Here is a 23377-nt window from a genome sequence, read left to right as displayed (position 1 = left end):
TTCGTTCAAGACTCAATCTTTACCTAGACGACGACGTTTTTCTTGCTTTTCACGTTCGTTTTTGTTCAAGACTTGTTTACGGAGACGAACCGATTGTGGTGTGATTTCACAGTACTCATCTTCATTCAAGAATGTCAACGACTCTTCAAGTGAGAAGACACGTGGACGTTTAAGAACGTTCGTTGAGTCTTTTGCAGATGCACGCATGTTCGTTAATTGTTTTGCTTTAACGACGTTGACAGCGAGATCGACATCACGGTTACATTCGCCGATGATCATACCTTCGTATACTTCAATACCAGGCTCGATGAAGATCGTTCCGCGGTCTTCAAGAGCTGAGATCGCGTAAGCAGTTGCTTTACCCGTTTCGATTGAGACCATAACACCACTACGACGTCCACCGATATCCGCTTGGATGAACGGACGGTATTCTTCGAATGTGTGGTTCATGATTCCGTATCCGCGTGTAGCAGAAAGGAATTCGTTACGGTAACCAATCAAACCACGTGAAGGAACGATGAATTCCATTTTCGTTTGACCGTTGTCCATTGTTTGCATGTTCGTCAATTCACCTTTACGGAGACCAATCGATTCCATGACAGAACCTGTGTACTCTTCTGGTGTATCGATGACGACGCGTTCGAATGGCTCGACTTTGACACCTTCTTCTTCTTTGATGATAACTTGCGGTTTAGATACTTGGATTTCGTATCCTTCACGGCGCATGTTCTCGATCAAGATCCCGAGGTGAAGCTCCCCACGACCAGAAACGATCCAGCGGTCCGGTGAATCCGTGTTTTCGATACGGAGTGAAACGTCCGTCTCAAGTTCTTTTTCAAGACGCTCTTCGATTTTACGTGAAGTAACAAGATCCCCTTCACGACCAGCGAATGGCGAGTTATTGACGATGAATGTCATTTGAAGCGTTGGCTCATCGATACGTAATAATGGGAGTGGATCAACGTGTGAAGTTGGGCAAACTGTTTCACCGACGTTGATGTCTTCCATACCAGCGATCGCAATCAAGTCTCCTGCTTTTGCAGTTTCGATTTCGACACGTTTTAGACCGAAGTAACCGAACAACTTCGTGACACGGAAGTTCTTCGTTGAACCGTCAAGTTTTGAAAGTGAAACGCTATCGCCAACTTTGATTTCGCCACGGAAGACACGACCAACACCGATCCGTCCGAGGTAGTTATCATAGTCAAGCATCGTAACTTGGAACTGAAGTGGCTCCATTGTGTTATCGACAGGTGCTGGTGTATGCTCAAGAATTAAATCAAGAACGTTCGTGATTGTATCTTCTTGTTTATCTAATTCAGGTTCGAATGAACTTGAGCCGTTGACTGCCGATGCATAAACGACTGGGAATTCGAGTTGATCTTCGTCAGCTCCGAGGTCGATCAAGAGATCCACGACTTCGTCGACGACTTCAAGAGGACGGACCATCGGTTTGTCGATTTTGTTGACGACGACAATTGGTTGAAGTCCTTGCTCGAGTGCTTTTTTCAAAACGAAACGTGTTTGTGGCATACAGCCTTCACGTGCATCGACAACGAGGATGACGCCATCCACCATACGCATGATTCGCTCAACTTCTCCACCGAAATCGGCGTGTCCTGGCGTATCAACGATGTTGATGCGTGTGTTTTTGTAGTCGATTGCAGTGTTTTTCGCAAGAATCGTGATTCCACGTTCCCGCTCGATGTCATTTGAGTCCATTGCGCGTTCTTCGACTTGTTCGTTCGTACGGAACGTACCAGACTGTTTTAAAAGCTCATCGACTAATGTTGTTTTACCATGGTCAACGTGAGCGATGATCGCAACGTTGCGTAAATCATTTCGTACTAATGTTGTCATAGGTGTGTACCTCTTTCTATTCATTTAAATAAATCTTATCATACTTTCGGTCAACTTTAAGAGTATAGCACAGGTAGAGTCCTAATTGGCAATGACTAAGATTCGACATCATCTCGAAAGCCTTTTCATTATTCTTCATTCACGCTACACTGTTAACGTACTCACGGGTAGAGGGGGAAAAAACATGCGTCTACTATTTTTGTTACTTGCCATGCTTGCAGTAGGATCCATGGCAGGCATCGGCATTTTCATCGCGGAACAAAACGTACCGATGACGATCGCCTCTGTCGTCTTGATGATAGTTGCGATGGGTGCCGGATTCGTTTTAAAGGCACGTTTGCGCAAACAAACATGACTGAGAAGGTTCCTTTCGTTTAAAACGAAAGGACCTTTTTTCAATCCTCTTGTGTTTGTACAAACGTCAATACATCTTCAACGAATGTCTGGCTCCCTGCTAATACACTCGTTTGCTCGAGAAACGACATCGGCTCTCCGGTAATCGTCCCGACACGTCCACCAAGCTCTTCAATCAATAATTGACCGGCTGCATAATCCCAAGGCATGTTACGCATCGTGATATATCCATCAACGCGTCCGGCAGCCGTCCATGCGAGTTCAAGGGAAGCTGCACCAATCGCTCGTACACCTACTGCGTGTCGCACGAGCGGCGCAAGACGATCCGTGTTAATTCGACGGTTCGGCGTCACCCAAGTAGCATTCATACAGATGATCGCTTCCTTAACGCTCCGTTCTGTCAGTTGAGGTAACCGAATACCGTTTTGATAAGCCCCTTGTCCTTTGATGACATGAAATAGCTCGTCAGCCATGACATCATAAACAAATCCGTACCGTAATTCCCCTTCCATCATGATCGCAATTGAGATGGCGAACATTCGCTTTTGACGGATGAAGTTCATCGTTCCGTCGATCGGATCAACGAACCAAATCGTACCTTCGAGTGTATCGGGTCGAGCGATGCGCCCCTCTTCACCATAAATATGATGATCCGGATAGCGATCTAGAATACCTTTAATCAATAAATCCTCGACGGCTTGATCAATCTCCGTCACTAAATCACTTTTTCCGGTTTTCTGTTCAATGTGATACGACACATCAATCTTTTCGCGAATGTATTTCCCTGCTCGCTTGATCAAGTCTATCGCATCCAACTCGATTTGCATCTTCCTTCACTCCTTCATCATCGTTTCCAGCTTCTTCTATAGTAACAAAAAAAGAAAACCAGCGAACGATTCGCTGGTTGAAGTGGTGATATTTTATTATAAGGTAGAGAAAAGGACGTTGAAATCAAGCTTCAAGACGTACCATCTCTTGACGATATTTTTCGAGGCGCTCTTTACTTGCACCAACAGCTTCTGCGTCACTTGCCACCATCGCATCATGTAATGTAGCAAGCTCATAGTCGATTTCGAGACGCAATACAGGAATGCGTTTTTCTGCATCTTTTCTCTTGTATGCTTCTATCACTTGTTTCACAGTAACCACACTCCTTCGCGGGATAAACAGAAGTTTAATTTGTCAGACAATTGCGACTTATCAGTGGATTGAATCAATAATAGTACGATTCAACTTAGATGTAAAGCATCTAATTTTAAAAAATACAGTTTCACATATTTGTAAGGATAACGTCTTGTATGTAGTATATAGCCGCTTCCCTTCCACTTTAAACAAATGATGATCATTTTCCGCACATTTCCAGTCCGTATAAAAGATAAGACTCCTATACGATCGCATAGGAGTCTTATCTTTTATGATGTCATTATTTTTTCATGCGCACGATTGGATCTTCTTGGCGTTTTGCCTGTTGCATCGTCCGATAACTTGAGCAACCTGTCTCTTCCATATAAAACTGATCCCACTGTTTTTCCTCGGATTTCGAGGTGACGATTTGCTTAAATTCCCGATATGCCTCGAGCAAACGTTGTCGTTCTACACCTGATTCATACGCTTGTTCGACTAAATTGAAAAAGTCGATGACTTTCACAATTTCTTCCGTCGACCAATCGGAATTGAGCGGATAATTCAATGCCATCATTCCCACTTCCTTTCTGCACTTTTCTATTTTACACGGAAAAGAAGCATAAAACAGTTGCAACCGTCCGAAAACTTGTTATAGTTAGCTTGTTTGATTGTATTTTTATTCGGTTTTAAGGGGGGGAAATCTGGTGCAAACAAAAAGCTTAACACAGCTCGATACACCTTTATTCGATGCGCTACTCGCGCATGCGAAACGTCAACCAATTCAATTTCATATTCCCGGTCATAAAAATGGTCAAGGAATGGATCCAGCCTTTCGATCGTTCATCGGTCAGAATGCGCTCGATATCGATTTAATCAATATCGCTCCCCTTGATGATCTTCATCATCCAAAGGCAATCATTAAGGAAGCTCATCAATTGGCAGCTCAAGCCTTCCATGCCGACGAAACGTTCTTTTCCGTACAAGGAACGTCAACCGCAATCATGGCAATGATCATGAGCGTCGTCGGACCTGATGATAAAATTCTCGTTCCTCGGAATGTTCATAAATCGGTGATGTCAGCTATCGTTCTTTCTGGTGCGCACCCGATTTTCATTCATCCTGAATTCGATGAGACATTTGGTATCGCACACGGTATCACACCAAGCGCGGTAGAACGTGCCCTTGCACTTCATCCTGATACAAAGGCAGTGCTCGTCATCAACCCGACCTATTTCGGCGTTGCTGGCGACTTGGAGAGCATCGTCAAACTTTCCCATAGTAAGGGTATTCCGGTACTCGTCGACGAAGCACACGGCGTCCATATCGCCTTCCACGAAGATATGCCGTTATCTGCGATGCAAGCAGGAGCTGATCTCGCAGCAACGAGTGTCCATAAACTCGGTGGATCACTCACTGGAAGCTCTGTTTTAAACGTTCGCCGGGGTCTTGTCTCTCCGGATAAGGTCCAAGCGGTACTCTCGATGTTGACGACGACTTCAACATCCTATCTACTGCTTGCTTCTCTTGACTGCGCACGGCGCCATCTTGCAATCAACGGTGAAGCGATGAATCGTCGGGCACTCGAACTCGCGACACGGATGCGTTTCGGATTAGCGAAGCTTCCTTATCTCGCCGTTTTCGGCGAATCCGATCTTCATTCAAGTGCGACGTTCGCTTTTGATCCAACGAAAGTGCTCGTTTCCGTTAAGGGACTTGGTATCTCTGGTCACCTTGTCGAAGAGTTTTTGCGTGAAGAACATCGGATCGAAGTTGAACTTTCTGATTTAAATAATATCCTTGTCATCATCACTTCTGGTGACTCGGAAGAGACAATCGATGCATTCCTACATGCGATGTCTTTACTTGTTGCACGCTATCAGAATAATGGCGCTGAAACGACTGATCACTCAATCGTCCTTCCAGACATTCCAGCGCTCGCTCTCAGCCCACGTGATGCTTTCTATGAAGAAACAGAGACAATTCCGTTAGTCGATGCGGTCGGACGGATTTCAGCTGAATTCATGATGGTGTATCCTCCTGGTATTCCCATCTTTATTCCTGGCGAAATGATCACGGCAGACAATCTTGCCTATATTAAAGAAAACATTGAAGCTGGTCTTCCGGTTCAAGGTCTTGAGGATCATTCGCTCGAGACGATCAAAGTCATTCAGCAATCGAATGCAATTCGGTGAAGACAAAACAAAGCAGTAATCCTTACTAGATGAGGATTACTGCTTTTTTAATTGGATCGTTTCATTCTGCATATTCATCGTTTGGCGAACAAGGAATGAATGCCGCTAATGCTTCACCAATTAATGCAACATCCTCTTGCTCAATTGCAAAAGTACGAGCTAAAACTTCTCCATTTAACACATCCTGTTGATCAAATAACGCTGACTGACCACCGGTTAAACTAACGACGAGTACTTTCCCAAAAAATTGTCCTGTACAGATGACAGCGAAATCATAGCGAGCGAATGCGGTCGTCCAGCCTACAAAGCGAACCTTATCCATCTCTGATACGTAATACAGCTCCTCTAAGGCAGTCACGGATTCCATATGCGTCCACCCTCTCCATTTTTTATTCTTTTCCTTTTTTGAATCAAGACAAAACAAAAAAAACACCTCATACACGGTCGGCTCCCCGTGCATGAGGTGTTTCGGAATTATTTAATGATATGGATCGGGCTACCGATTGCAACTTCAGCAGTTTCCATTGCGATTTCACCAAGTGATGGGTGCGCGTGGATTGTGAGTGCGATATCTTCAGCTGTCATACCAGACTCGATTGCGAGTCCCATTTCAGCGATCATATCAGAAGCGCCTGTACCAGCGATTTGCGCGCCGATCAAGAGACCATCTGATTTACGAGTAATCATTTTCAAGAAGCCGTCTGGCTCGTTGAGTGCAAGTGCACGACCATTCGCAGCGTAAGGGAATTTAGACGCGACATAGTCGAGTCCTTCTTCTTTCGCTTGTGCTTCCGTGTAACCGACTGTAGCGAGTTCTGGGTCTGTGAAGACGACCGCTGGAATCGCGCTGTAGTCGAGGTATGCAGGGTGTCCTGCAGCTGCTTCAGCAGCGATTTTAGCTTCGAATGAAGCTTTGTGCGCAAGTGGTGGTCCTGGAACGATATCACCGATTGCGTAAATGTTTTCGTTTGAAGTACGGCACTGATCGTCGATTTCAACAAGACCACGGTCGCTGACTTTGACTTCTGCCATTTCAAGACCAAGATCACTTGTGTTAGGACGACGACCAACAGTGACGAGGACGTAGTCCGCTTCAACTGTTTGTGCTTCACCGTTGACTTCGAATGTTACTTTAACACCATCTTCTGACTCTACCACACTTTGTGCAAGTGCTTCGTTGTGGATCGTGATGTTACCTTTTTGTTTGAGCTTTTTCTTGACTACTTGTGTCATAGCAGGCTCGAAACCAGAAAGGATGTCTTTTGTTCCTTCAAGAATGACGACTTCTGTATCGAAGTTCGCATACGCTGTACCAAGCTCCATCCCGATGTATCCGCCACCGATGACGATGAGTTTTTTCGGGATTTCAGGAAGGTTCAATGCGCCTGTTGAAGAAAGAACGCGTTTTGACCATTTGAAAGCTGGAAGTTCGATTGGAGTCGAACCAGTCGCGATGATACATTTCTTGAATTTGTAAGGAGTCGAAGAATCTTCGTTGATGATACGAACTGTATCTTCTGATTGGAAGTAAGCTTCCCCAACGACAGTCTCGACTTTGTTGCCTTTAAGAAGACCACTAACGCCGCCAGTCAATTTGTTGACGACAGATTGTTTCCAAGATTGAACTTTCGAGAAATCGACAGTTGCATTCTCAGAAGTGATCCCCATATCGCTTGAACCTTTAGCGTGCTGGAAGTTATGTCCTGCAGTGATCAAGGCTTTTGATGGGATACATCCTACGTTTAAGCAGACACCGCCGACGTTTTCACGTTCAACGATTGTTACTTTCATACCAAGTTGCGCGCCGCGGATTGCAGCAACGTAACCACCAGGGCCAGCCCCGATTACGAGTAAATCTGTTTCTTGTGCGAATTCACCTACTACCATTGCTTATCCCTCCATGATGAGAAGTTGTGGGTCGTTCAATAGGCGTTTAACTAAGTTAAGCGCGTTTTGTGCAGTTGCACCATCGATGAGACGGTGGTCGAAGCTGAATGAAAGTGCAAGAACTGGTGCAGCAACGATTTCGCCGTTTTTGACGACCGCTTTTTCAGCGATACGACCGATACCGAGGATTGCAACTTCTGGGTGGTTGATGACTGGTGTGAACCATTGACCGCCAGCAGAACCGATGTTAGTGATCGTGATTGATCCGCCTTTCATCTCGTCGCCAGAAAGTTTTCCGTCACGTGCTTTACCAGCAAGGTCATTGATGTTGTCAGCAAGTGCGAAGATCGATTTACGATCTGCATCTTTGACGACTGGTACGACAAGACCGTTGTCTGTATCAGCAGCAATACCGATGTTGAAGTAGTTTTTGTAGACGATTTCTTCGTTTACATCGTCGATTGATGCGTTGATTGCCGGGTATTTTTTAGCAGCAGCAGTCAATGCTTTTACGACGAACGGAAGGTAAGTCAATTTCGTACCTTGAGCAGCCGCAACTTCTTTGAAGTTTTTACGGAGTGCAACGAGGTTCGTAACATCCACTTCGTCCATGAGTGTTACGTGTGGAGCTGTATGTTTCGAATTAACCATTGCTTTCGAAATCGCTTTACGGATTCCTTTGATTTTCTCGCGTGTTTCAAGTTCAGGTTGAGCAGCAACGTATGGCTTCACTTCTGTTTTTGGTGCAGAAGCAGCTGGTGCTTTTTCTTCAGTTGCTGGTGCATCAGAAGTTTGTCCACCGTTTGCGAATGCATCGATGTCTTCTTTAACGACACGACCGTTGTCTCCAGAACCTTGGACTTCACGGATGTCGACACCTTTTTCACGTGCATATTTACGGACAGATGGCATCGCGATGACGCGTTCTGATTTATGGATTTGAACCTCGTTTGGTTTGTCTTCCACTTTTTGATCCGTATCTTGAACGTCTTTCGCATTTTCTTCAGCTTTTGGTTGCTCTGCTTCTTCAGAAGGAGCAGAACCTTCGCCTTCGACTTCGAAAGTGATGAGGACGTCGCCAACGACAGCTACGACACCTTCGTCAACTTTTACTTCTTTAACAGTACCATCAACTGGCGATGGAATTTCAACGACTGCTTTATCGTTTTGTACTTCAAGAAGAACATCATCTTCTTTGACAGTGTCGCCCGCTTTTACGAACCACTTTACGATTTCACCTTCATGAATACCCTCACCGATATCCGGCAATTTGAATTCAAATAAACCCATTTGAATATGCCTCCTTTTAGTTCACTCTTCTAGTCGATTGTTATCTGTAAAAACGGAAGCAAGGAGAGAATGTACCCCTCTCCTTATTTTCCGAAATGCTCTTAGAAATTGTAGACAGTCTTGACTTTCTCGACGATATCTTTGTGATCCGGGATCCAGACGTCTTCACCTTGTGCGAATGGGAAGATCGTATCTGGAGCAGCAACACGAAGAATCGGTGCTTCGAGGTCAAGGATTGCACGTTCTTGGATTTCAGTTGCAACCATTGCAGCGATACCCGCTTGTTTTTGTGCTTCTTGAACGACGACGACACGGTTTGTTTTCTTGACAGAAGCAAGAATCGTATCGATATCGATCGGGCTGATCGTCATCAAGTCGATGATTTCGACGCTGATGTTTTCTTTTTCAAGCTCTTCTGCTGCTTTAAGTGAAGCGTGCACCATCGCACCGTAAGTGACGATTGTTACATCTGTACCTTCACGTTTTACATCAGCTTTTCCGAGTTCGATCGTGTAATCGCCCTCTGGCACTTCACCGCGGAATGAACGGTAGAGTTTCATGTGCTCGAGGAATACGACTGGGTCGTTATCACGGATTGACGCGATCAAGAGACCTTTTGCATCGTATGGTGTTGAAGGAATGACAACTTTAAGTCCTGGTGACTGAGCCATGAGTCCTTCGAGGTTATCTGCGTGAAGTTCCGGTGTTTTAACACCGCCACCGAATGGTGAACGGATTGTTACAGGTGCATTGTATGTGCCACCTGAACGGTAACGGAGACGCGCGAGTTGTGCTGCAACTGAATCGAATACTTCGAATACGAATCCGAAGAATTGGATTTCCATGATTGGACGGAATCCTGTCAGACTGAATCCGACAGCAAGACCACCAATACCTGATTCCGCAAGTGGTGTATCGAAGACACGGTCTTCGCCGAGCTCATCTTGAAGACCTTCTGTCGCACGGAATACCCCACCGTTTTTACCGACGTCTTCACCGAACAAGAGAACTTGTTCGTCGCGTTTCATCTCGACGCGCATTGCGTCAGTGATCGCTTGGATCATCGTCATTTGTGCCATGGGTTATTTCGACTCCTTTGCTGTATACTCATCAAGCTGCTCTTGCAGGTTTAGTGGAAGCTTTTCAGCCATCACGTTGATGAAATCTGTAACTTTTTGTTTTGGTTCTTTGTCAGCTTGTGCAAGTGCTTCCTTAACGTCAGCTTTAGCTTGCTCGATGACTTCGTTCTCTTTATCTTCGTTCCAAAGACCTTTTGCTTCCATGAAAGCACGGAAACGGACGAGTGGATCTTGTGCTTGATACTCATCATCCATGTCTTTTGTACGGTAACGTGTTGGATCATCACCAGCGAGTGTGTGTGGTCCATAACGGTAAGTCAATGTTTCGATCAATGTCGGAACACCGTTAAGTGCTTCTACGCGTGCTTGTTTCGTAGCTGCGTATACAGCAAGAACGTCCATACCGTCGACTTGGATACCATTGATACCAGCAGCAACAGCTTTTTGAGCGATTGTTTTCGCCATAGATTGTTTTTCGACAGGTGTCGAGATTGCGAAACGGTTGTTTTGAACGACGAAGATTGCAGGTGCTTTGAAAGCTCCAGCGAAGTTCATACCTTCATAGAAGTCCCCTTGTGAAGAACCACCATCACCTGTGTAAGTGATCGCTACTTGTTCTTTACCGCTTTTCTTAAGACCGAGAGCAACACCAGCCGCTTGAACGATCTGCGCACCGATGATGATTTGTGGCATTAAGACGTTAACACCTTCAGGAATCTGACCACCTGTGATGTGACCGCGTGAGAACAAGAATGCTTTGTAAAGTGGGAAGCCATGGAAGACCATTTGTGGAATATCACGGTATCCAGGAAGAATCCAGTCATCTTTATCCAAAGCGAATTGCGTACCGATCATTGACGCTTCTTGTCCAGCTACTGGAGCGTAGAAACCAAGACGTCCTTGACGGTTAAGTGAGATTGCACGTTGGTCCCAGATACGTGTGTATACGAGACGGCGCATTAATTCCGTAAGCTCTTCATCCGAGAGGTCTGGCATAGCGTCTTTATTGACGACTTCACCTTTCTCGTCAAGAATGCGGAACGTTTCAAAGTTTTCTTCCACGTTTTTAAACATGTTTACGTTCATCTTTTCACCTCATCCTTTCACTGCGTTCAGCGAAATATTCCTCTGACTGATTTGCCCACATGACAATAGTGTCCAAAAAAACGAAGTCCCGTGTGACTATCCTTTGAACATGTGTCTGTGTACCTATTCAGTTGAGTAAACTGTATTATCATGAATCGACACGTTATAGTGTCTTGTTCATTACGTTACAAGTATAAATCTGTAACACCTTAAAATCAAAGGAAATGTTTTATTTTTTTCGCGTTTCACATTGTGAATTCAATCACAAAACTAGAATATTCCATCTTCTGTATCATTCGATATTTTCCTACTGTGTTAGTTGTCATCATTCCCCACTTTCCTATGCTATACTTTTTGTAGACGAAAGGAGTGTTGTTCATGATCACCATGAATGAAATCGTACGCGAAGACGTTCCTGCTCTTCACGAACGGTCAGTAGAAGTGACCTTCCCTCTCAGCGATGAGGATAAGGAAACGATGCGACTCATGCGCGAGTTCCTCGCCAACAGTCAAGATGATGAAATTGCGAAGAAATACGATTTACGAAGCGGCATTGGACTTGCAGCACCACAAATCGGTGTCAACAAGCGCATGTTCGCAATCCGCTTACCGGATGGTGATGATTTGCTGGAATTTGGTATCTATAATCCAAAAATCATCAGTCATTCCGTCGAGCAGACGTATTTAACGGGCGGCGAAGGATGTCTGTCCGTCGACCGTGAAGTCGAAGGACATGTACCGCGCTATATGCGTATTACCCTAACTGGCATCGATCATAACGGAAATCCGGTAAAATTACGTTTAAAAGGGATGAAAGCAATCGTCTGTCAACACGAATATGATCATTTAGATGGTGTCATGTTCTATGATCGGATTGATAAAAAAGAACCATTCAAGGAATATGGTCCTGCCACATAATACAAAAATCCTCGTTTCCGTTTCCGGAAACGAGGATTTTTTCGAATCAGACTTCCATGATGATCGGCATGACCATCGGATGACGTTGTGTTTTTTCAGTTAAATACGGTGTGAGCGTATCATTGATGACTTGTTTGATGTCCGTCCATTTCGTGTTACGGTTCGCAAGCGATTGATCAAGCGAACGCTTAAGTAGACGTTCAGCATCTTTAATCAAATTACCTGACTCACGCATGTAGACGAAACCACGCGAGATGATATCCGGTCCTGAGACGAGACGATTCGTTTTAGAGTCAAGCGTCACGACAACGACGACAAGTCCCTCTTCTGAGAGAATACGGCGGTCTCGTAAGACGATGTTACCGATATCACCGATTCCTTTTCCATCGACATAAACGGCATTCGCTTGAATCTTCCCAGTGATAGCGGCTGCATTCGCATCTAATGCCAGTACTTCACCGTTATCCATGACGAAGCAGTTCTCTTCCGGTACACCAGCATCCATCGCAAGCGACATATGCTTCTTCAGCATCCGGTATTCCCCGTGAATCGGCATGAAGTATTTCGGATTCAATAGACGTAACATGAGCAACTGCTCTTGTTGACTACCGTGACCTGATGTATGGATGTCATTTAATTTACCGTACATGACATCCGCGCCAGCTTTGTACAACTGGTTGATCGTCTTTCCGACTGAGACGACGTTCCCCGGGATAGGTGACGAAGAGAAGATGACGAGATCATCTGGAATGATTGAAATTTGACGGTGTGTTCCGTTTGCGATACGGCTAAGGGCCGCCATCGGTTCTCCTTGTGAACCGGTACAAAGGATCGTCAACTCGTTTGATTTATAACGCTTCATCTCGTTCGGCTCGATGATCGTACCCTTCGGCGCCTTGATGAAGTCAAGTTCTTGACCAATCATCATGACCTTATCCATGCTACGTCCGAAAACGACGATTTTTCGTCCTGCTTCAACAGAAGCATTGACGACTTGTTGGAGACGATAGATGTTCGATGCGAATGTCGCGAAAATGATTCGTCCTTCCGCCTTACGGAAGATGTCTGAAATCGTTTCCCCAACGACACGTTCGCTCATCGTAAAACCTTCCACTTCAGCGTTCGTAGAATCCGATAAAAGGCACAAGACGCCTTCCTTACCAAGTTCAGCCATTTTCGCTAAATCAGCAGGTTCTCCGACCGGTGTGAAATCGAACTTAAAGTCCCCTGTATGCACGATATTGCCTTGTGGTGTCTTGACGACGACACCGAACGAGTTCGGAATCGAGTGTGTCGTACGGAAGAACGAGATACTCGTCTTCCGAAACTTGATGATCGAATCTTCATCGATTTCATGAAGTTCTGCATTCCGAAGCAAACCGTGTTCTTCTAGTTTGACTTTAATGAGACCCATTGCAATTTTTCCAGCGTAAATCGGTAAGTTTACTTGTTTAAGCAAGAAAGGAAGACCGCCAATATGGTCTTCGTGACCGTGCGTGATGAAGACCCCTTTGACCTTATCTTTGTTCTTGATCAAATAAGTGTAGTCCGGAATGACATAGTCGATTCCGAGTAATTCATCCTCAGGGAACATGACACCCGCGTCGATGACGATGATTTCATCTTGGAATTGAACGACATACGTGTTCTTTCCGATTTCCCCGAGTCCACCGAGTGCGAAGACGGCGGCTTGATGGTTTTTGACGAACTTCATTCGAACGTCGCAACCTTGAAGTCAGGATGTTGTTGTTCGTATGTCAAAAATTCTCCACTAACTTCGCGGATGAACTCAATGTTGATCTCTTTGAGGTGGTCAATCGTTGATCGCACGTCACGAATGCTTTCCCCTTCTACATACATCGTTTCTGTCCGTTCACGAACAGGTGCTTCCGAACGAAGCGGTTGGTAAAATACTTTAAAAATCATGTCTAGCAACTCCTTATCAGTACATTGTTTTTTGTCCTTAGTACAGTATACACGATACATGGACTATTTTTCATCCTTATTCCGCATGTTCCCTTCCGGCAACACGCTTTTGGTTATGCTATACTTTCACATGAACAGGTCATTTCGACCAATTAAAAAGAGAAGGTGAAACCATGGCAAATCAGAAAGTCGTCTTTTTCGATATCGACGGAACCTTATTGCATGATGGTCATTTCGTTCCGGAATCAACAAAACAGGCAATTCGTCAACTTCAAGAAAACGGTGTATATGTAGCGCTCGCGACTGGACGCGGTCCCGCAATGTTATCTGGGATTCGTGAGTTGCTCAACATTGATACGATCATCGGTTACAACGGGCAAATTGTCGTTCATCAAAACGAAATCATCTACAAGCGTCCACAACCTAAAGTCGATCTGACACATTTGACGCAACAAGCAAAGGAAAACGGACATACGCTTGTCTATCTTGGCGAAACAAAAGGTTTTACAACGAAATCAAATGATTTTCATGTCGTTGATTCGCTCGGAGATCTCGACATGCCGTTACCGCTTCACGATGAAGAAGCCTTCTTGTCTCACGATGTGTTTCAAACGCTTGTCTACTGCACGGCAGAAGAAGAAGCAGATTACATCAAACGTTACGATGCTTTTGATTTCATTCGCTGGCATCCCCATGCGATGGATGTCATCAACGTTGGATCCTCGAAAGCAGAAGGCATCAAACAGTTCTTGAAATTGACAAACATTCGCCGCGAGGATACCTTCGCTTTTGGAGATGCTCTCAATGACCTTGAAATGCTACGCTATGTCGGAACCGGTATTGCAATGGGCAACGGACTTCCGGAAACAAAAGCCGCTGCCGATTATGTCACGAAACCAATTCTTGAAGACGGTATCGCACATGGACTTAAAGAATTCCAACTCATCTAATAGATAGATGTAAAGCTGAGGCATGCCTCAGCTTTTTTTAGTTCTTTACTTTATGAATCGCGCGTTCTAAGCGATCAAGATCTTCGTTCTCACCAATGACGACGAGATAATCGCCTTTTTCGATGACTTCATCTGCCTGCAAGGAGATCATGACATTTTCACCCCGTTTGATGGCGACAACATTTGCTCCATATTTACTTCGTAAGTCGAGATCAATCAAGGTTTGTTTTGCCATCCGATCACTGACTTTAATCTCAACGATTGAGAATTCTTGTGATAAGTCTAAGTAGTCAAGGATATTCGAACTCATCAATCCGTTCGCAATCCGAACCCCCATATCCCGCTCAGGGTGAACGATGAAATCCGCTCCAATTTTTCGCAATACTTTTTCATGGTAATCATTCGTTGCTTTGACGGTGATCGATTGCACCCCGAGCTCTTTTAAAATTAACGTCGTCAAGATAGACGCTTGAATGTTTTCCCCAATAGCGACGATGACATGATCAAAGTTTCGAATCCCCAAACTTTTTAAAACGTTCTCATCGGTCGTATCGGCAATGACAGAATGTGTCGCAATCCCCATGAATTCGTTGACACGTTCCTCATCGGAATCAATTGCCAAGACATCATAGCCGTTTTTCGATAATTCGCGGACAATCGAGCCACCAAAACGCCCTAGTCCGATTACTGCAAACTCTCCATTCATTTTCACAACTCTCCTTCACAATCGCTCTTCATTAGTAGTGTACCCGATTCAATTTAAAAATACTATAAACGCCTCTGCGAATCGCAGAGGCGTTTATCCATTCATTATTTTGATGATTTTCCACGTACATAATCGTTATCGAACAAGAAGAGCCGTAAAATCAAATACAACGCCGGAATTAAGAGTAAAAGTCCGAAGATGAAAACGACTACGAGTGCGGAAGCCATCGTTTCGTTTACGACTGCTTTGTTGATATCGATATATGGATACAAGATATACGGCAAGTGTGTATATCCGTAACCGAACCACGCGACTGCATACTGTAACATGACCGCGACGAACGCGATGCCATAGTTTTTCTTCATATAGACGAGTGTCACGGCAATGAGGAAAAATAAGAAACTAGCAGCGAACCACCACCAGTTGCCGTTTAGGATATTTTCATAATGCCATGCCGCTTGGTTCTTCAGTCCAAAGAAGACGAGCGCACAGACGAGGATTGTTGGTCCACTCCAAAAGAGTGCCCATTTCCGAATAAGTGGCGTAGCTCCCTCATCTTTCGCTTTATCCGCGTAGAATAAGAGGAACATCGCGCTGATGTATAAGACAGATACGATAGCGAGCGCTACGACCGTCCACGAGTAAAAGTTCGAAAATAATTTCGTTCCTAAAAACTCAACTGTATCATTCGTTTTGCGGATGAAACCACCTTGACTGATTGTCAATGTCGTCGACATCGCAGCAGGAATCAGCAACCCTGTCGCTCCATATAAAAATGTGTAGAACATGCTGTCGTTTGATCCATAATTGGCGAACGCATAAAAACTACCACGAATCGCAATCAAGACAAGAACAATTGACGCTGGTACGAGTAGTGCCGTACCGAAATAATAAGCGGAGTCTGGGAAGAACCCAACTAGTCCTACGAAGAAGAATACGAAGAAGACATTCGTTACCTCCCAAACAGGAGAGAGGTAACGAAGAATCAATCGATTCGTCAGATGATCCCGCTTCGTATATTTTGAATAAAAGGCGTAAAATCCAGCACCGAAGTCAATTGAGGCAACGATGAGATATCCGTACAGGAAAGTCCAAAGGACCGTGATCCCTAGTGTTTGAACGTCCAAATCGTTCCCTCCTTACTTGTTATCATCCACGAACATTGCTTCACCGCGTGCATGGTGGTTTTCAGCAAGTTCTTGAAGTTCTTTTCCAACCGTGTTTTTCTTAAACATCCGTAATAAGACGACCGTACAAATCGTACCAAGCAACAAGTACAATGCACTGAATAAAATGAGCATCGGACCAACCGCTGTTGAAGTCGTCGCCGCGTCCGCTGTTCGCATGATACCGTAAAGCGTCCAAGGTTGACGACCAATCTCAGCGTACATCCATCCCGCTTCGATTGAAATCATCGCTAACGGACCACCGATGAACACCCCTCGTAAAATCCACTTATTATATGGATTCAATTTTTTCAATCGGAATGCCAAGATGAACAAAGCAGAGATAGCAGTCAAGTACATCCCAATCGATACCATGATATCAAAGAAATAGTGGACGATCAGTGGTGCTTGATCTTCTTTTGCGAATTCGTTTAAACCGATGACTTCCGTATTCGGAGCCCCACCTGCAAGAATTGAGAGCGCATATGGGATTTTGACGGCTCCTTTGATTTCATAACTGCCGTCTTCTTGCTGATCAAGTATCCCACCAAAAATCAATTCTGCTTCATTTGTCGTATCAAAATGCCATTCCGCAGCTGCTAGTTTTTCTGGCTGGTATTTCGCTAAATATTTCCCTGAGAAGTCACCGACAAGTGCTGTCGAGAACGCGAAAATCAGACCAGCCATGACAGTGAGACGAAGAGCTTTCTTATGATATGCCGTCTCTGCTGCTGAGAGTGTCTTTTTGCGAAGCAAATGGAACGCCGCGATTGCTGCCAAGATAAAGGCAACAGTCAAGTAAGCTGAAACGATGACGTGTGTCGCCTTCGTCGGTGTCGCTGTATTAAACATTGCTTTTAATGGTTCGATTTGCGTTAACGTACCATTGACGATCTTAAATCCTTCTGGTGAGTTCATGAAGGAGTTGACTGTCGTGATGAAGAACGCTGATGCTGTCGCACCAATGACGACTGGAATCCCAATCAACCAGTGCAACCATGGATTTTTGAACCGGTCCCACGTATACAAGTAAATACCAAGGAAAATCGCTTCAAAGAAGAACGCGAACGTTTCCATAAATAGTGGCAAAGCAATTGTTTGACCCGCTACTTGCATGAGTGACGGCCAAAGTAATGATAGTTGCAAGCCGATTGCCGTCCCTGTTACGACACCGACTGCTACGGTAACGACGTATCCACGCGTCCACCGTCTTGCTAATAAGATATAATCTGGATCTTTGCGTTTCAGACCGATGAATTCAGCTGCCAGTACCATGAGCGGTACTCCGACACCAATCGTCGCGAAAATAATATGAAACGCTAGTGTGAGCCCTGTCAACAATCGACTGAGCACTACGGGATCATTGAACATGTATTTAGCCCCCTCTTCCTAAAACATACTTCTCTATATGGTCTATAACCGTATCATAGAGAACATAACCCTTTGTGTCTGTTTATAATGTTTGATGTAACAAATTGTTCACATATACACGTGATTTTTTTCACAAAATGTTCGAAAACTCTTATTCCTACATATATTAAAAACTTTCCCATTCCTGAATTCGAAAGGGAAAGCTTTATATCCTTTATTATTTCATAAAAATTTTTAAACATACTCTCGGAAATAATGGTCAAGTAAATCAATGACAAAAGAAATGGCTGATTCATCCGGGTTTAATGTTGGTTGATGCAAACCAGATGTCGGATTATCGACGCCGAGCCAGAACATCATCCCTGGGATCTCTTTCAGCATGAAACCAAAATCTTCCCCTGTCATCGCCGCGTCACATTCGATATAGTTGGCATTCATCTTTACGAATGATGAGAATTTATCCACGATTTGCCGGTCGTTGACGACTTCATAATAGCGATTACCGAATTGCAGATCGATTTTAACACCAAACGAAGCTTCGATTCCTCGAATGATGTCACGGACACGACGTTCGAGTTTTTCCATGTCTTCGCCGTTTAGCGCACGCATCGTTCCGTCAAGAACCGCTCTACCGGCAATGACATTCTCACGAATACCTGCATCCACTTTCCCAATCGTGATGACACTACAATTCATCGGATTAATGGATCGACTGACGATCGTTTGCAATTGCATGATCAAGGCTGCTTGCGCAACAACTGTATCAATCGTCAAATGAGGAAAAGCCGCATGACCACTTTGACCATAGATCGTGATATGAACTTCTCGAGCACTCGCGAACAGTACGCCTGGACGACTAGCAATCGTACCGACTGGATATTCCGGTGCAACGTGAAGACCATACATCTCACTCGGACGATATTTTTCAAACAATGGACTTTTAATCATCGGCTCCGCCCCGCCCGGTCCTTCTTCTGCCGGTTGGAATAAAAAGACGACATCATCCATGACTGGTAGTTCAACGATCCGTTTCATCAACCCTAAAGCAATCGAGGCATGCATGTCATGACCACATGCATGCATGAACCCTGGGTGTTCTGAGCAATACGGAAGCCCTGTCGCTTCTTCAATCGGTAACCCATCAATATCTGCGCGATACCCGATCGTTCGGTTTCCAGTCAATCCTTTCACTCGAACGAAAACACCTGTTTCAAATGTGTCATATGTGACACGATCTGGCGGATATGTACGAATTTGTTCCAATATAAAAGCTTGCGTCTTAAATTCCTTGAACCCTGGTTCCGGTATTTTATGAAGCGCGCGCCGCATCTCAATGGCGTATTCCATCTGACTGACTTCCTCCTTCTTCTTTTACGATGTCCCAAAAAGCTTGGACTTGTTTTAATTCAAGCATCGATTCCGTGGACAAGATCCAAGTATCTCGCTTCAGTACTTTTCCGGATGATGTCTTCAACGGAAGCTGCATGACTTCATTCGATTGCTGAATCGTCGACTCAGGTAAGATAGCAAAACCGATGCCATGTAACGCCATCTGTTTGCATGTCTCGATTTGGTCGACGACCAAAGTCCGAGAGGGTGGACTTGCGAACCGATCTTGCCACCACTCTAAAATTTCTTGATAGTACGTCGAATCACTTTTGAACTGGATGAACGGGCGATCCGTCACACGCAATTGTTCAATCGACGTCAACTCACTATCAACTAGATAGAGCGGGTCTGAGAAAAGGCGCTCTTTAACACCTTTCCAGTCCGGGTTTCCACGAATGATCCCGATATGAAAGTGTTCCTCTAACATATGACGCATCATCTCACTTGACCATCCGGTGACCAACTGGACACGCACATGCGGATAACGCTCGACGAATCGTTTTAAGACACGCGGGAGCCAGTATTGTCCCATGATGGAGGCGACAGCAATCCGAAGCGTTCCGTAAACGGCACCCTCTTCTGCCGTCAATTCACTTTTTAGTTCGAGTTCCTTCCGATTCATCTCTTTTGCGAGACCAATCACTTTTTCTCCTTGCGGTGTGATGCTTAAGCCACGCGATGAACGAATGAATAGTTTGGTTCCCCAGCGTCTCTCAATCGCAACAAGACGTTGACTAAGCGCAGGTTGTGAAACGAATAATCGTTCAGCAGCTCGCCTCATATTCAATTCTTCCGATAAAGTGATCAACATTTCCATTTCCGACACTTGCAATGTGAGATTCGACTCCTCATGATATAAGATGGCATTAGTTTAACACGTTAGAAAGGACGATACATATGACACGCTATCATTTTATGTTCATCATCTCAACGATTGCAACGCTTGGCAGTCTCTATTTTAGTGAAATTCGTGGATTCATTCCCTGCCCTCTCTGTTGGTGGCAACGACTATTCATGTATACGACAGCCTTTTATTTGCTCATATCCTTGTTCCGGTCGAAAACGATCGATCCACTCTTTGTACGCCTATATGTGCTTGCCGGCTTTGGTGTCGCCTTGTACCATGTCATCCTTGAGCGTTTACCCGATGGCGAAGCGTTATGTTCGAGTGGCTGTCTCATCAAATGGGTCAACTATTTCGGTTTCTTGACGATTCCGATGATGAGTCTCATTGCCTTTACATTACTCTTGATTCTAGCGTTCTATCCAGCACGTTCGAACAATGAAGCGTAAGATATGAATCTTTGGTCAATACAAAGAAGGAGAAGTCAATTCGGCTTCTCCTTTCTTTTGTCGTTTTACATCACGTCCATCGATTGAAAACACTTACGGCGCTTGAGAACGCAAGCTCTGAGAGTTGTCCCGTCCCTTCACACCAGTCTCCGACGAAAGCAACACCTGCATGTCCCGGAATTTGAGTCGCAAGAGGACCTTGCCCCATTTTCCATTTGATTTCTTGTACGACTGCTCGTTTAATCGTTCGTTCTGCAACGATACGTTCTCTCCAGTCTGTGAAATGAACGTCAAGCATCTGTTCGATTCCCGTTCGAACATGTCCGATATAATCAGGATCCTCAAGTCGATCGTGTTCAAGATAAGCGATTGCTTGAAGGACTTGACCATCCTTTGGTGCGAGGCTTGCATCATAATGCGATAAATCCGTGATGAACGCTCGATGCGAACGGTCGTAGATGTATGAATACGGTGTTTGGATATAAGGCTGAAGTCCGAGATCATACACGAAAACTTCGACGGGTTCATGACTCGCATGCGGTGTCACGAATTTTTGGATCGTCGTTGGAGTCGCCATTTTTAAGATTTCACGTGGTGGTACGGCAAAGATGATCCGTTCCACATTCCATTCTTGTTTTTTTCGATCACGTACCAAGAATCCTGTCGTAGTCAATTCGACTGCTGTTATTTTTGTTTTTTTCAAGATCTCTCCACGGTTCTCTAGGATGATCCGTTCCAATTCCTGTACTAACCCTTGCCAGCCCCCTTCGATGTATGAGACAGGCTTTCGCGTCCGAAAAAGCTTTTGATAATACTCGAAATAGACATCTGATGGAATTTTTTCTGGTTCTGCCGTAAAAAAATTCGTTGATGCCAAATCAAGCATTAACTGTGCCACTTGTTCATCGACGCGTTCTGTTTTTAACCATTGCCCGATGGATTGTTGCGGATTCCCTCGTTCGACTCGTAAAATCGTTTTAATAATCTCCCATGTAAAACGTACTTTGTTCGTTCCTTCGATGACTTCTGTTTTCAGTAGTCCCCAGGCATTCGTAGGAACAGCCGTCAAATGACCTGAAAACTCATATTTCGCACGACTCGCTGAAAAATCAAGCCACGTCACTTCGATACCGAGTTGTTTCGTTAATTTGCGAAGAATTGATTGATCGCGTCCATAAATCGCATGGGCACCGTAATTAAATGTAAAGCCCTTTACGGTTTGAGAGGTGGCACGTCCTCCGAGTAATCCAGCATCCCAGAGCGTGACCGGTGTTCCTTGTTTTGCAAATAACGCCGCTGCTGTCAATCCGGATAACCCTCCACCTATGATCCCAATCGTCATACTCTCGCCTCCTCAACCATCGTTTCTCTTCTTTTCCCATAACGACCGGAGAAGAATCGAAGAACATGAAAAAAGACATGATTTCAATCATGAAATCATATCTCCTTATTTTTGATTATGCTTTCCACCATTCATCAAGTGGTGAGACGGGCATATGATGCTTATGTCCAACACGTTTATACTGCGTCTCTAACTTTTCTTGACTTGCTTCTGAAATCGACTTACCTTCCAAATAATCATCAATTTCTTCGTATGTCATTCCGAGTGCCACTTCGTCTGGTAGTGCCGGACGATTTTCTTCAAGGTCTGCTGTCGGAACTTTTTCAATCAAGACTTCTGGGGCGTTCAAGTAACGTAAGAGTTGTTTCCCTTGCCGTTTATTCAGTCCCGTTAATGGTGTTAAATCACATGCACCATCCCCATGTTTCGTGTAGAATCCCGTCACGAATTCGGCTGCATGATCCGTTCCAACGACTAAACAGCCATAATGAGCGGCTAAATCATATTGACTCTTCATTCGTTCTCGCGCTTTCGTATTTCCTTTGCTAAAGTCTGAAAGTTCTGCACCTGTCGCCTCTTCGAATGCCCGCATCGATGCTTCGACCGCTGGTTTGATATTCACACGAAGCGAATGATCCGGTTGAATAAAAGTCAAGGCTGCCTGTGCGTCTGCTTCATCTTGTTGTTCACCGTAAGGCAAGCGGACCGCATAAAATGAGACATCTTGTCCCTCTTCTTTTCGCAACTCTTCAACTGCTAGTTGGCATAGACGACCTGCGAGCGTTGAATCTTGTCCCCCGGAGATGCCTAATACGAATCCCTTCGCCCCTGTATGCTTGAGATACGCCTTCAAGAAGGCTACCCGCTCGTTTACTTCTTGGGCTGGATCAATGATAGGTTTAACGCCTGTTACTTGGATGATTTCTTGTTGCATGAATAAATTCACTCCTTCACATCGTTTTGATCGTCATTTTGAATCAATCATTTGGTGATCCGTCGTTTGTTTTGCATTTGCTCCTTTGAACTGGCGGATTGTCGATACGCGAACTTCCTTGCTATCACCTAAAGAGGAGATCGGTAATTCAACCGTGTACTGTTTCGTTTCGCGTTTTGTGAACGTATCCTTCTCAATCGCTTGCGTGAATACTTGCTCTTTCTCAAAATCATACGTTACGTGTTGTTTCGCATCAATCAATTGAGCCTGAAATCGTTGCGAGGAAGGATATGTCACGTTTACACTGTGATCATTTGGATTCGTTAAGGAAATGTCTAATTGCATCATACTGTCTTGCTTTGTCGTTTTGACTGCAATCTGAATCGGTTCGTTCATGGTTTTTGTTGCCTGTTGTTTCTTTTCTTGGCAACCTGCTAAACAAACAGTAAGCAGCAACAGAATGAAAACGAGACGTTTCATTTCATCCCTCCTTTTATCTAATCAATTTT

24 protein-coding genes are annotated in these 23377 nt (G+C 44.6%); 5 read left to right on the top strand and 19 right to left on the bottom strand.

The window, feature by feature from the left end:
• Window positions 1-12: 12 nt before the first annotated feature.
• Window positions 13-1860 (bottom strand): translational GTPase TypA, encoded by a 1848-nt coding sequence (gene typA / locus BW42_RS01820; protein WP_035406711.1) that lies wholly within the window; start codon window positions 1858-1860, stop codon window positions 13-15.
• Between the two features lie 184 nt (window positions 1861-2044).
• On the opposite strand from typA, the gene BW42_RS16390 reads away from it, so the two are divergent.
• Window positions 2045-2215 carry a DUF5325 family protein gene (locus tag BW42_RS16390; RefSeq protein WP_162236131.1) on the top strand — a complete coding sequence of 57 codons (171 nt, stop codon included), beginning with the start codon at window positions 2045-2047 and terminating at the stop codon, window positions 2213-2215.
• 40 nt (window positions 2216-2255) lie between these two features.
• Here BW42_RS16390 and BW42_RS01815 read toward each other — a convergent pair whose 3' ends face one another.
• The 3 genes from BW42_RS01815 to BW42_RS01805 all read right to left on the bottom strand — a co-directional run bounded on the left by BW42_RS01815 (window position 2256) and on the right by BW42_RS01805 (window position 3910).
• The gene (locus tag BW42_RS01815; RefSeq protein WP_035406708.1) at window positions 2256-3041 is read right to left on the bottom strand and encodes an inositol monophosphatase family protein; all 786 of its coding nucleotides are present in this window, start codon (window positions 3039-3041) and stop codon (window positions 2256-2258) included.
• A gap of 124 nt (window positions 3042-3165) precedes the next feature.
• Window positions 3166-3354 (bottom strand): hypothetical protein, encoded by a 189-nt coding sequence (locus BW42_RS01810; protein ID WP_023468845.1) that lies wholly within the window; start codon window positions 3352-3354, stop codon window positions 3166-3168.
• A gap of 283 nt (window positions 3355-3637) precedes the next feature.
• The gene (locus BW42_RS01805; RefSeq protein ID WP_035406705.1) at window positions 3638-3910 is read right to left on the bottom strand and encodes a UPF0223 family protein; all 273 of its coding nucleotides are present in this window, start codon (window positions 3908-3910) and stop codon (window positions 3638-3640) included.
• A 133-nt stretch (window positions 3911-4043) separates the two neighbouring features.
• Between BW42_RS01805 and BW42_RS01800 the strand changes: the two genes are divergently transcribed.
• The gene (locus BW42_RS01800; protein ID WP_035406702.1) at window positions 4044-5531 is read left to right on the top strand and encodes an aminotransferase class I/II-fold pyridoxal phosphate-dependent enzyme; all 1488 of its coding nucleotides are present in this window, start codon (window positions 4044-4046) and stop codon (window positions 5529-5531) included.
• A gap of 61 nt (window positions 5532-5592) precedes the next feature.
• On the opposite strand, the gene BW42_RS01795 is transcribed toward BW42_RS01800, so the two are convergent.
• The 5 genes from BW42_RS01795 to pdhA form a co-directional block, all read right to left on the bottom strand.
• A complete protein-coding gene (locus BW42_RS01795; RefSeq protein WP_035406699.1) occupies window positions 5593-5898 on the bottom strand; it encodes an SAV0927 family protein in 306 nt (101 codons plus the stop codon).
• A 107-nt stretch (window positions 5899-6005) separates the two neighbouring features.
• Complete coding sequence (lpdA, locus tag BW42_RS01790; protein ID WP_035406696.1) at window positions 6006-7418, bottom strand: dihydrolipoyl dehydrogenase; 1413 nt, start codon at window positions 7416-7418, stop codon at window positions 6006-6008.
• Window positions 7419-7421: 3 nt separating this feature from the next.
• Window positions 7422-8708 carry a dihydrolipoamide acetyltransferase family protein gene (locus BW42_RS01785; RefSeq protein WP_035406694.1) on the bottom strand — a complete coding sequence of 429 codons (1287 nt, stop codon included), beginning with the start codon at window positions 8706-8708 and terminating at the stop codon, window positions 7422-7424.
• Window positions 8709-8809: 101 nt separating this feature from the next.
• Window positions 8810-9787, bottom strand: coding sequence for an alpha-ketoacid dehydrogenase subunit beta (locus tag BW42_RS01780; protein WP_035406692.1), 978 nt, complete (start codon window positions 9785-9787; stop codon window positions 8810-8812).
• 3 nt (window positions 9788-9790) lie between these two features.
• Window positions 9791-10873: a pyruvate dehydrogenase (acetyl-transferring) E1 component subunit alpha gene (gene pdhA, locus BW42_RS01775; protein ID WP_035406689.1), complete on the bottom strand. Its 1083-nt coding sequence runs from the start codon at window positions 10871-10873 to the stop codon at window positions 9791-9793.
• Window positions 10874-11251: 378 nt separating this feature from the next.
• On the opposite strand from pdhA, the gene def reads away from it, so the two are divergent.
• Complete coding sequence (def, locus tag BW42_RS01770) at window positions 11252-11791, top strand: peptide deformylase (protein ID WP_023468853.1); 540 nt, start codon at window positions 11252-11254, stop codon at window positions 11789-11791.
• Window positions 11792-11837: 46 nt separating this feature from the next.
• Here the strand turns inward: def and rnjA are convergent, their stop codons facing one another.
• Entirely contained in the window at window positions 11838-13505 is a 1668-nt protein-coding gene (rnjA, locus tag BW42_RS01765) for a ribonuclease J1 (RefSeq protein ID WP_035406688.1), read from the bottom strand.
• A complete protein-coding gene (locus BW42_RS01760; protein ID WP_029342182.1) occupies window positions 13502-13717 on the bottom strand; it encodes a DNA-dependent RNA polymerase subunit epsilon in 216 nt (71 codons plus the stop codon). The genes rnjA and BW42_RS01760 overlap by 4 nt, the downstream gene beginning before the upstream one ends.
• A 173-nt stretch (window positions 13718-13890) precedes the next feature.
• Between BW42_RS01760 and BW42_RS01755 the strand changes: the two genes are divergently transcribed.
• Window positions 13891-14667, top strand: coding sequence for a Cof-type HAD-IIB family hydrolase (locus BW42_RS01755; RefSeq protein ID WP_035406686.1), 777 nt, complete (start codon window positions 13891-13893; stop codon window positions 14665-14667).
• A gap of 37 nt (window positions 14668-14704) precedes the next feature.
• Here BW42_RS01755 and BW42_RS01750 read toward each other — a convergent pair whose 3' ends face one another.
• The 5 genes from BW42_RS01750 to BW42_RS01730 all read right to left on the bottom strand — a co-directional run bounded on the left by BW42_RS01750 (window position 14705) and on the right by BW42_RS01730 (window position 20131).
• Window positions 14705-15373 (bottom strand): TrkA family potassium uptake protein, encoded by a 669-nt coding sequence (locus tag BW42_RS01750; RefSeq protein WP_035406684.1) that lies wholly within the window; start codon window positions 15371-15373, stop codon window positions 14705-14707.
• A gap of 104 nt (window positions 15374-15477) precedes the next feature.
• Window positions 15478-16500 (bottom strand): cytochrome d ubiquinol oxidase subunit II, encoded by a 1023-nt coding sequence (locus BW42_RS01745; protein ID WP_035406681.1) that lies wholly within the window; start codon window positions 16498-16500, stop codon window positions 15478-15480.
• A 12-nt stretch (window positions 16501-16512) separates the two neighbouring features.
• Window positions 16513-17910 (bottom strand): cytochrome ubiquinol oxidase subunit I, encoded by a 1398-nt coding sequence (locus BW42_RS01740; RefSeq protein WP_035406678.1) that lies wholly within the window; start codon window positions 17908-17910, stop codon window positions 16513-16515.
• A gap of 234 nt (window positions 17911-18144) precedes the next feature.
• Window positions 18145-19257 (bottom strand): N-acetyldiaminopimelate deacetylase, encoded by a 1113-nt coding sequence (locus BW42_RS01735; protein WP_035406676.1) that lies wholly within the window; start codon window positions 19255-19257, stop codon window positions 18145-18147.
• Window positions 19241-20131, bottom strand: a complete 891-nt coding sequence (locus BW42_RS01730) for a LysR family transcriptional regulator (protein WP_023468861.1) — start codon at window positions 20129-20131, stop codon at window positions 19241-19243. The genes BW42_RS01735 and BW42_RS01730 overlap by 17 nt, the downstream gene beginning before the upstream one ends.
• Before the next feature lie 65 nt (window positions 20132-20196).
• Here BW42_RS01730 and BW42_RS01725 point away from each other — a divergent pair, with 65 nt between their 5' ends.
• Entirely contained in the window at window positions 20197-20592 is a 396-nt protein-coding gene (locus tag BW42_RS01725; protein ID WP_035406674.1) for a disulfide bond formation protein B, read from the top strand.
• A 70-nt stretch (window positions 20593-20662) separates the two neighbouring features.
• Here the strand turns inward: BW42_RS01725 and BW42_RS01720 are convergent, their stop codons facing one another.
• From BW42_RS01720 to BW42_RS01710, 3 genes are all read right to left on the bottom strand, one after another.
• Window positions 20663-21934 (bottom strand): FAD-dependent oxidoreductase, encoded by a 1272-nt coding sequence (locus BW42_RS01720; RefSeq protein ID WP_035406672.1) that lies wholly within the window; start codon window positions 21932-21934, stop codon window positions 20663-20665.
• A 115-nt stretch (window positions 21935-22049) separates the two neighbouring features.
• Window positions 22050-22868: an ammonia-dependent NAD(+) synthetase gene (gene nadE, locus BW42_RS01715; RefSeq protein ID WP_035406669.1), complete on the bottom strand. Its 819-nt coding sequence runs from the start codon at window positions 22866-22868 to the stop codon at window positions 22050-22052.
• A gap of 33 nt (window positions 22869-22901) precedes the next feature.
• Window positions 22902-23348 (bottom strand): BsuPI-related putative proteinase inhibitor, encoded by a 447-nt coding sequence (locus BW42_RS01710; protein WP_035406667.1) that lies wholly within the window; start codon window positions 23346-23348, stop codon window positions 22902-22904.
• Window positions 23349-23377 lie beyond the last annotated feature (29 nt).

Origin of the sequence: Exiguobacterium sp. RIT341 (assembly GCF_000632205.1) — a bacterium.
Classification (GTDB): Bacteria; Bacillota; Bacilli; order Exiguobacteriales; family Exiguobacteriaceae; genus Exiguobacterium_A.
Note: the sequence above shows the minus strand (reverse complement) of the source record. Positions and strands in the feature narration are given on the sequence as shown.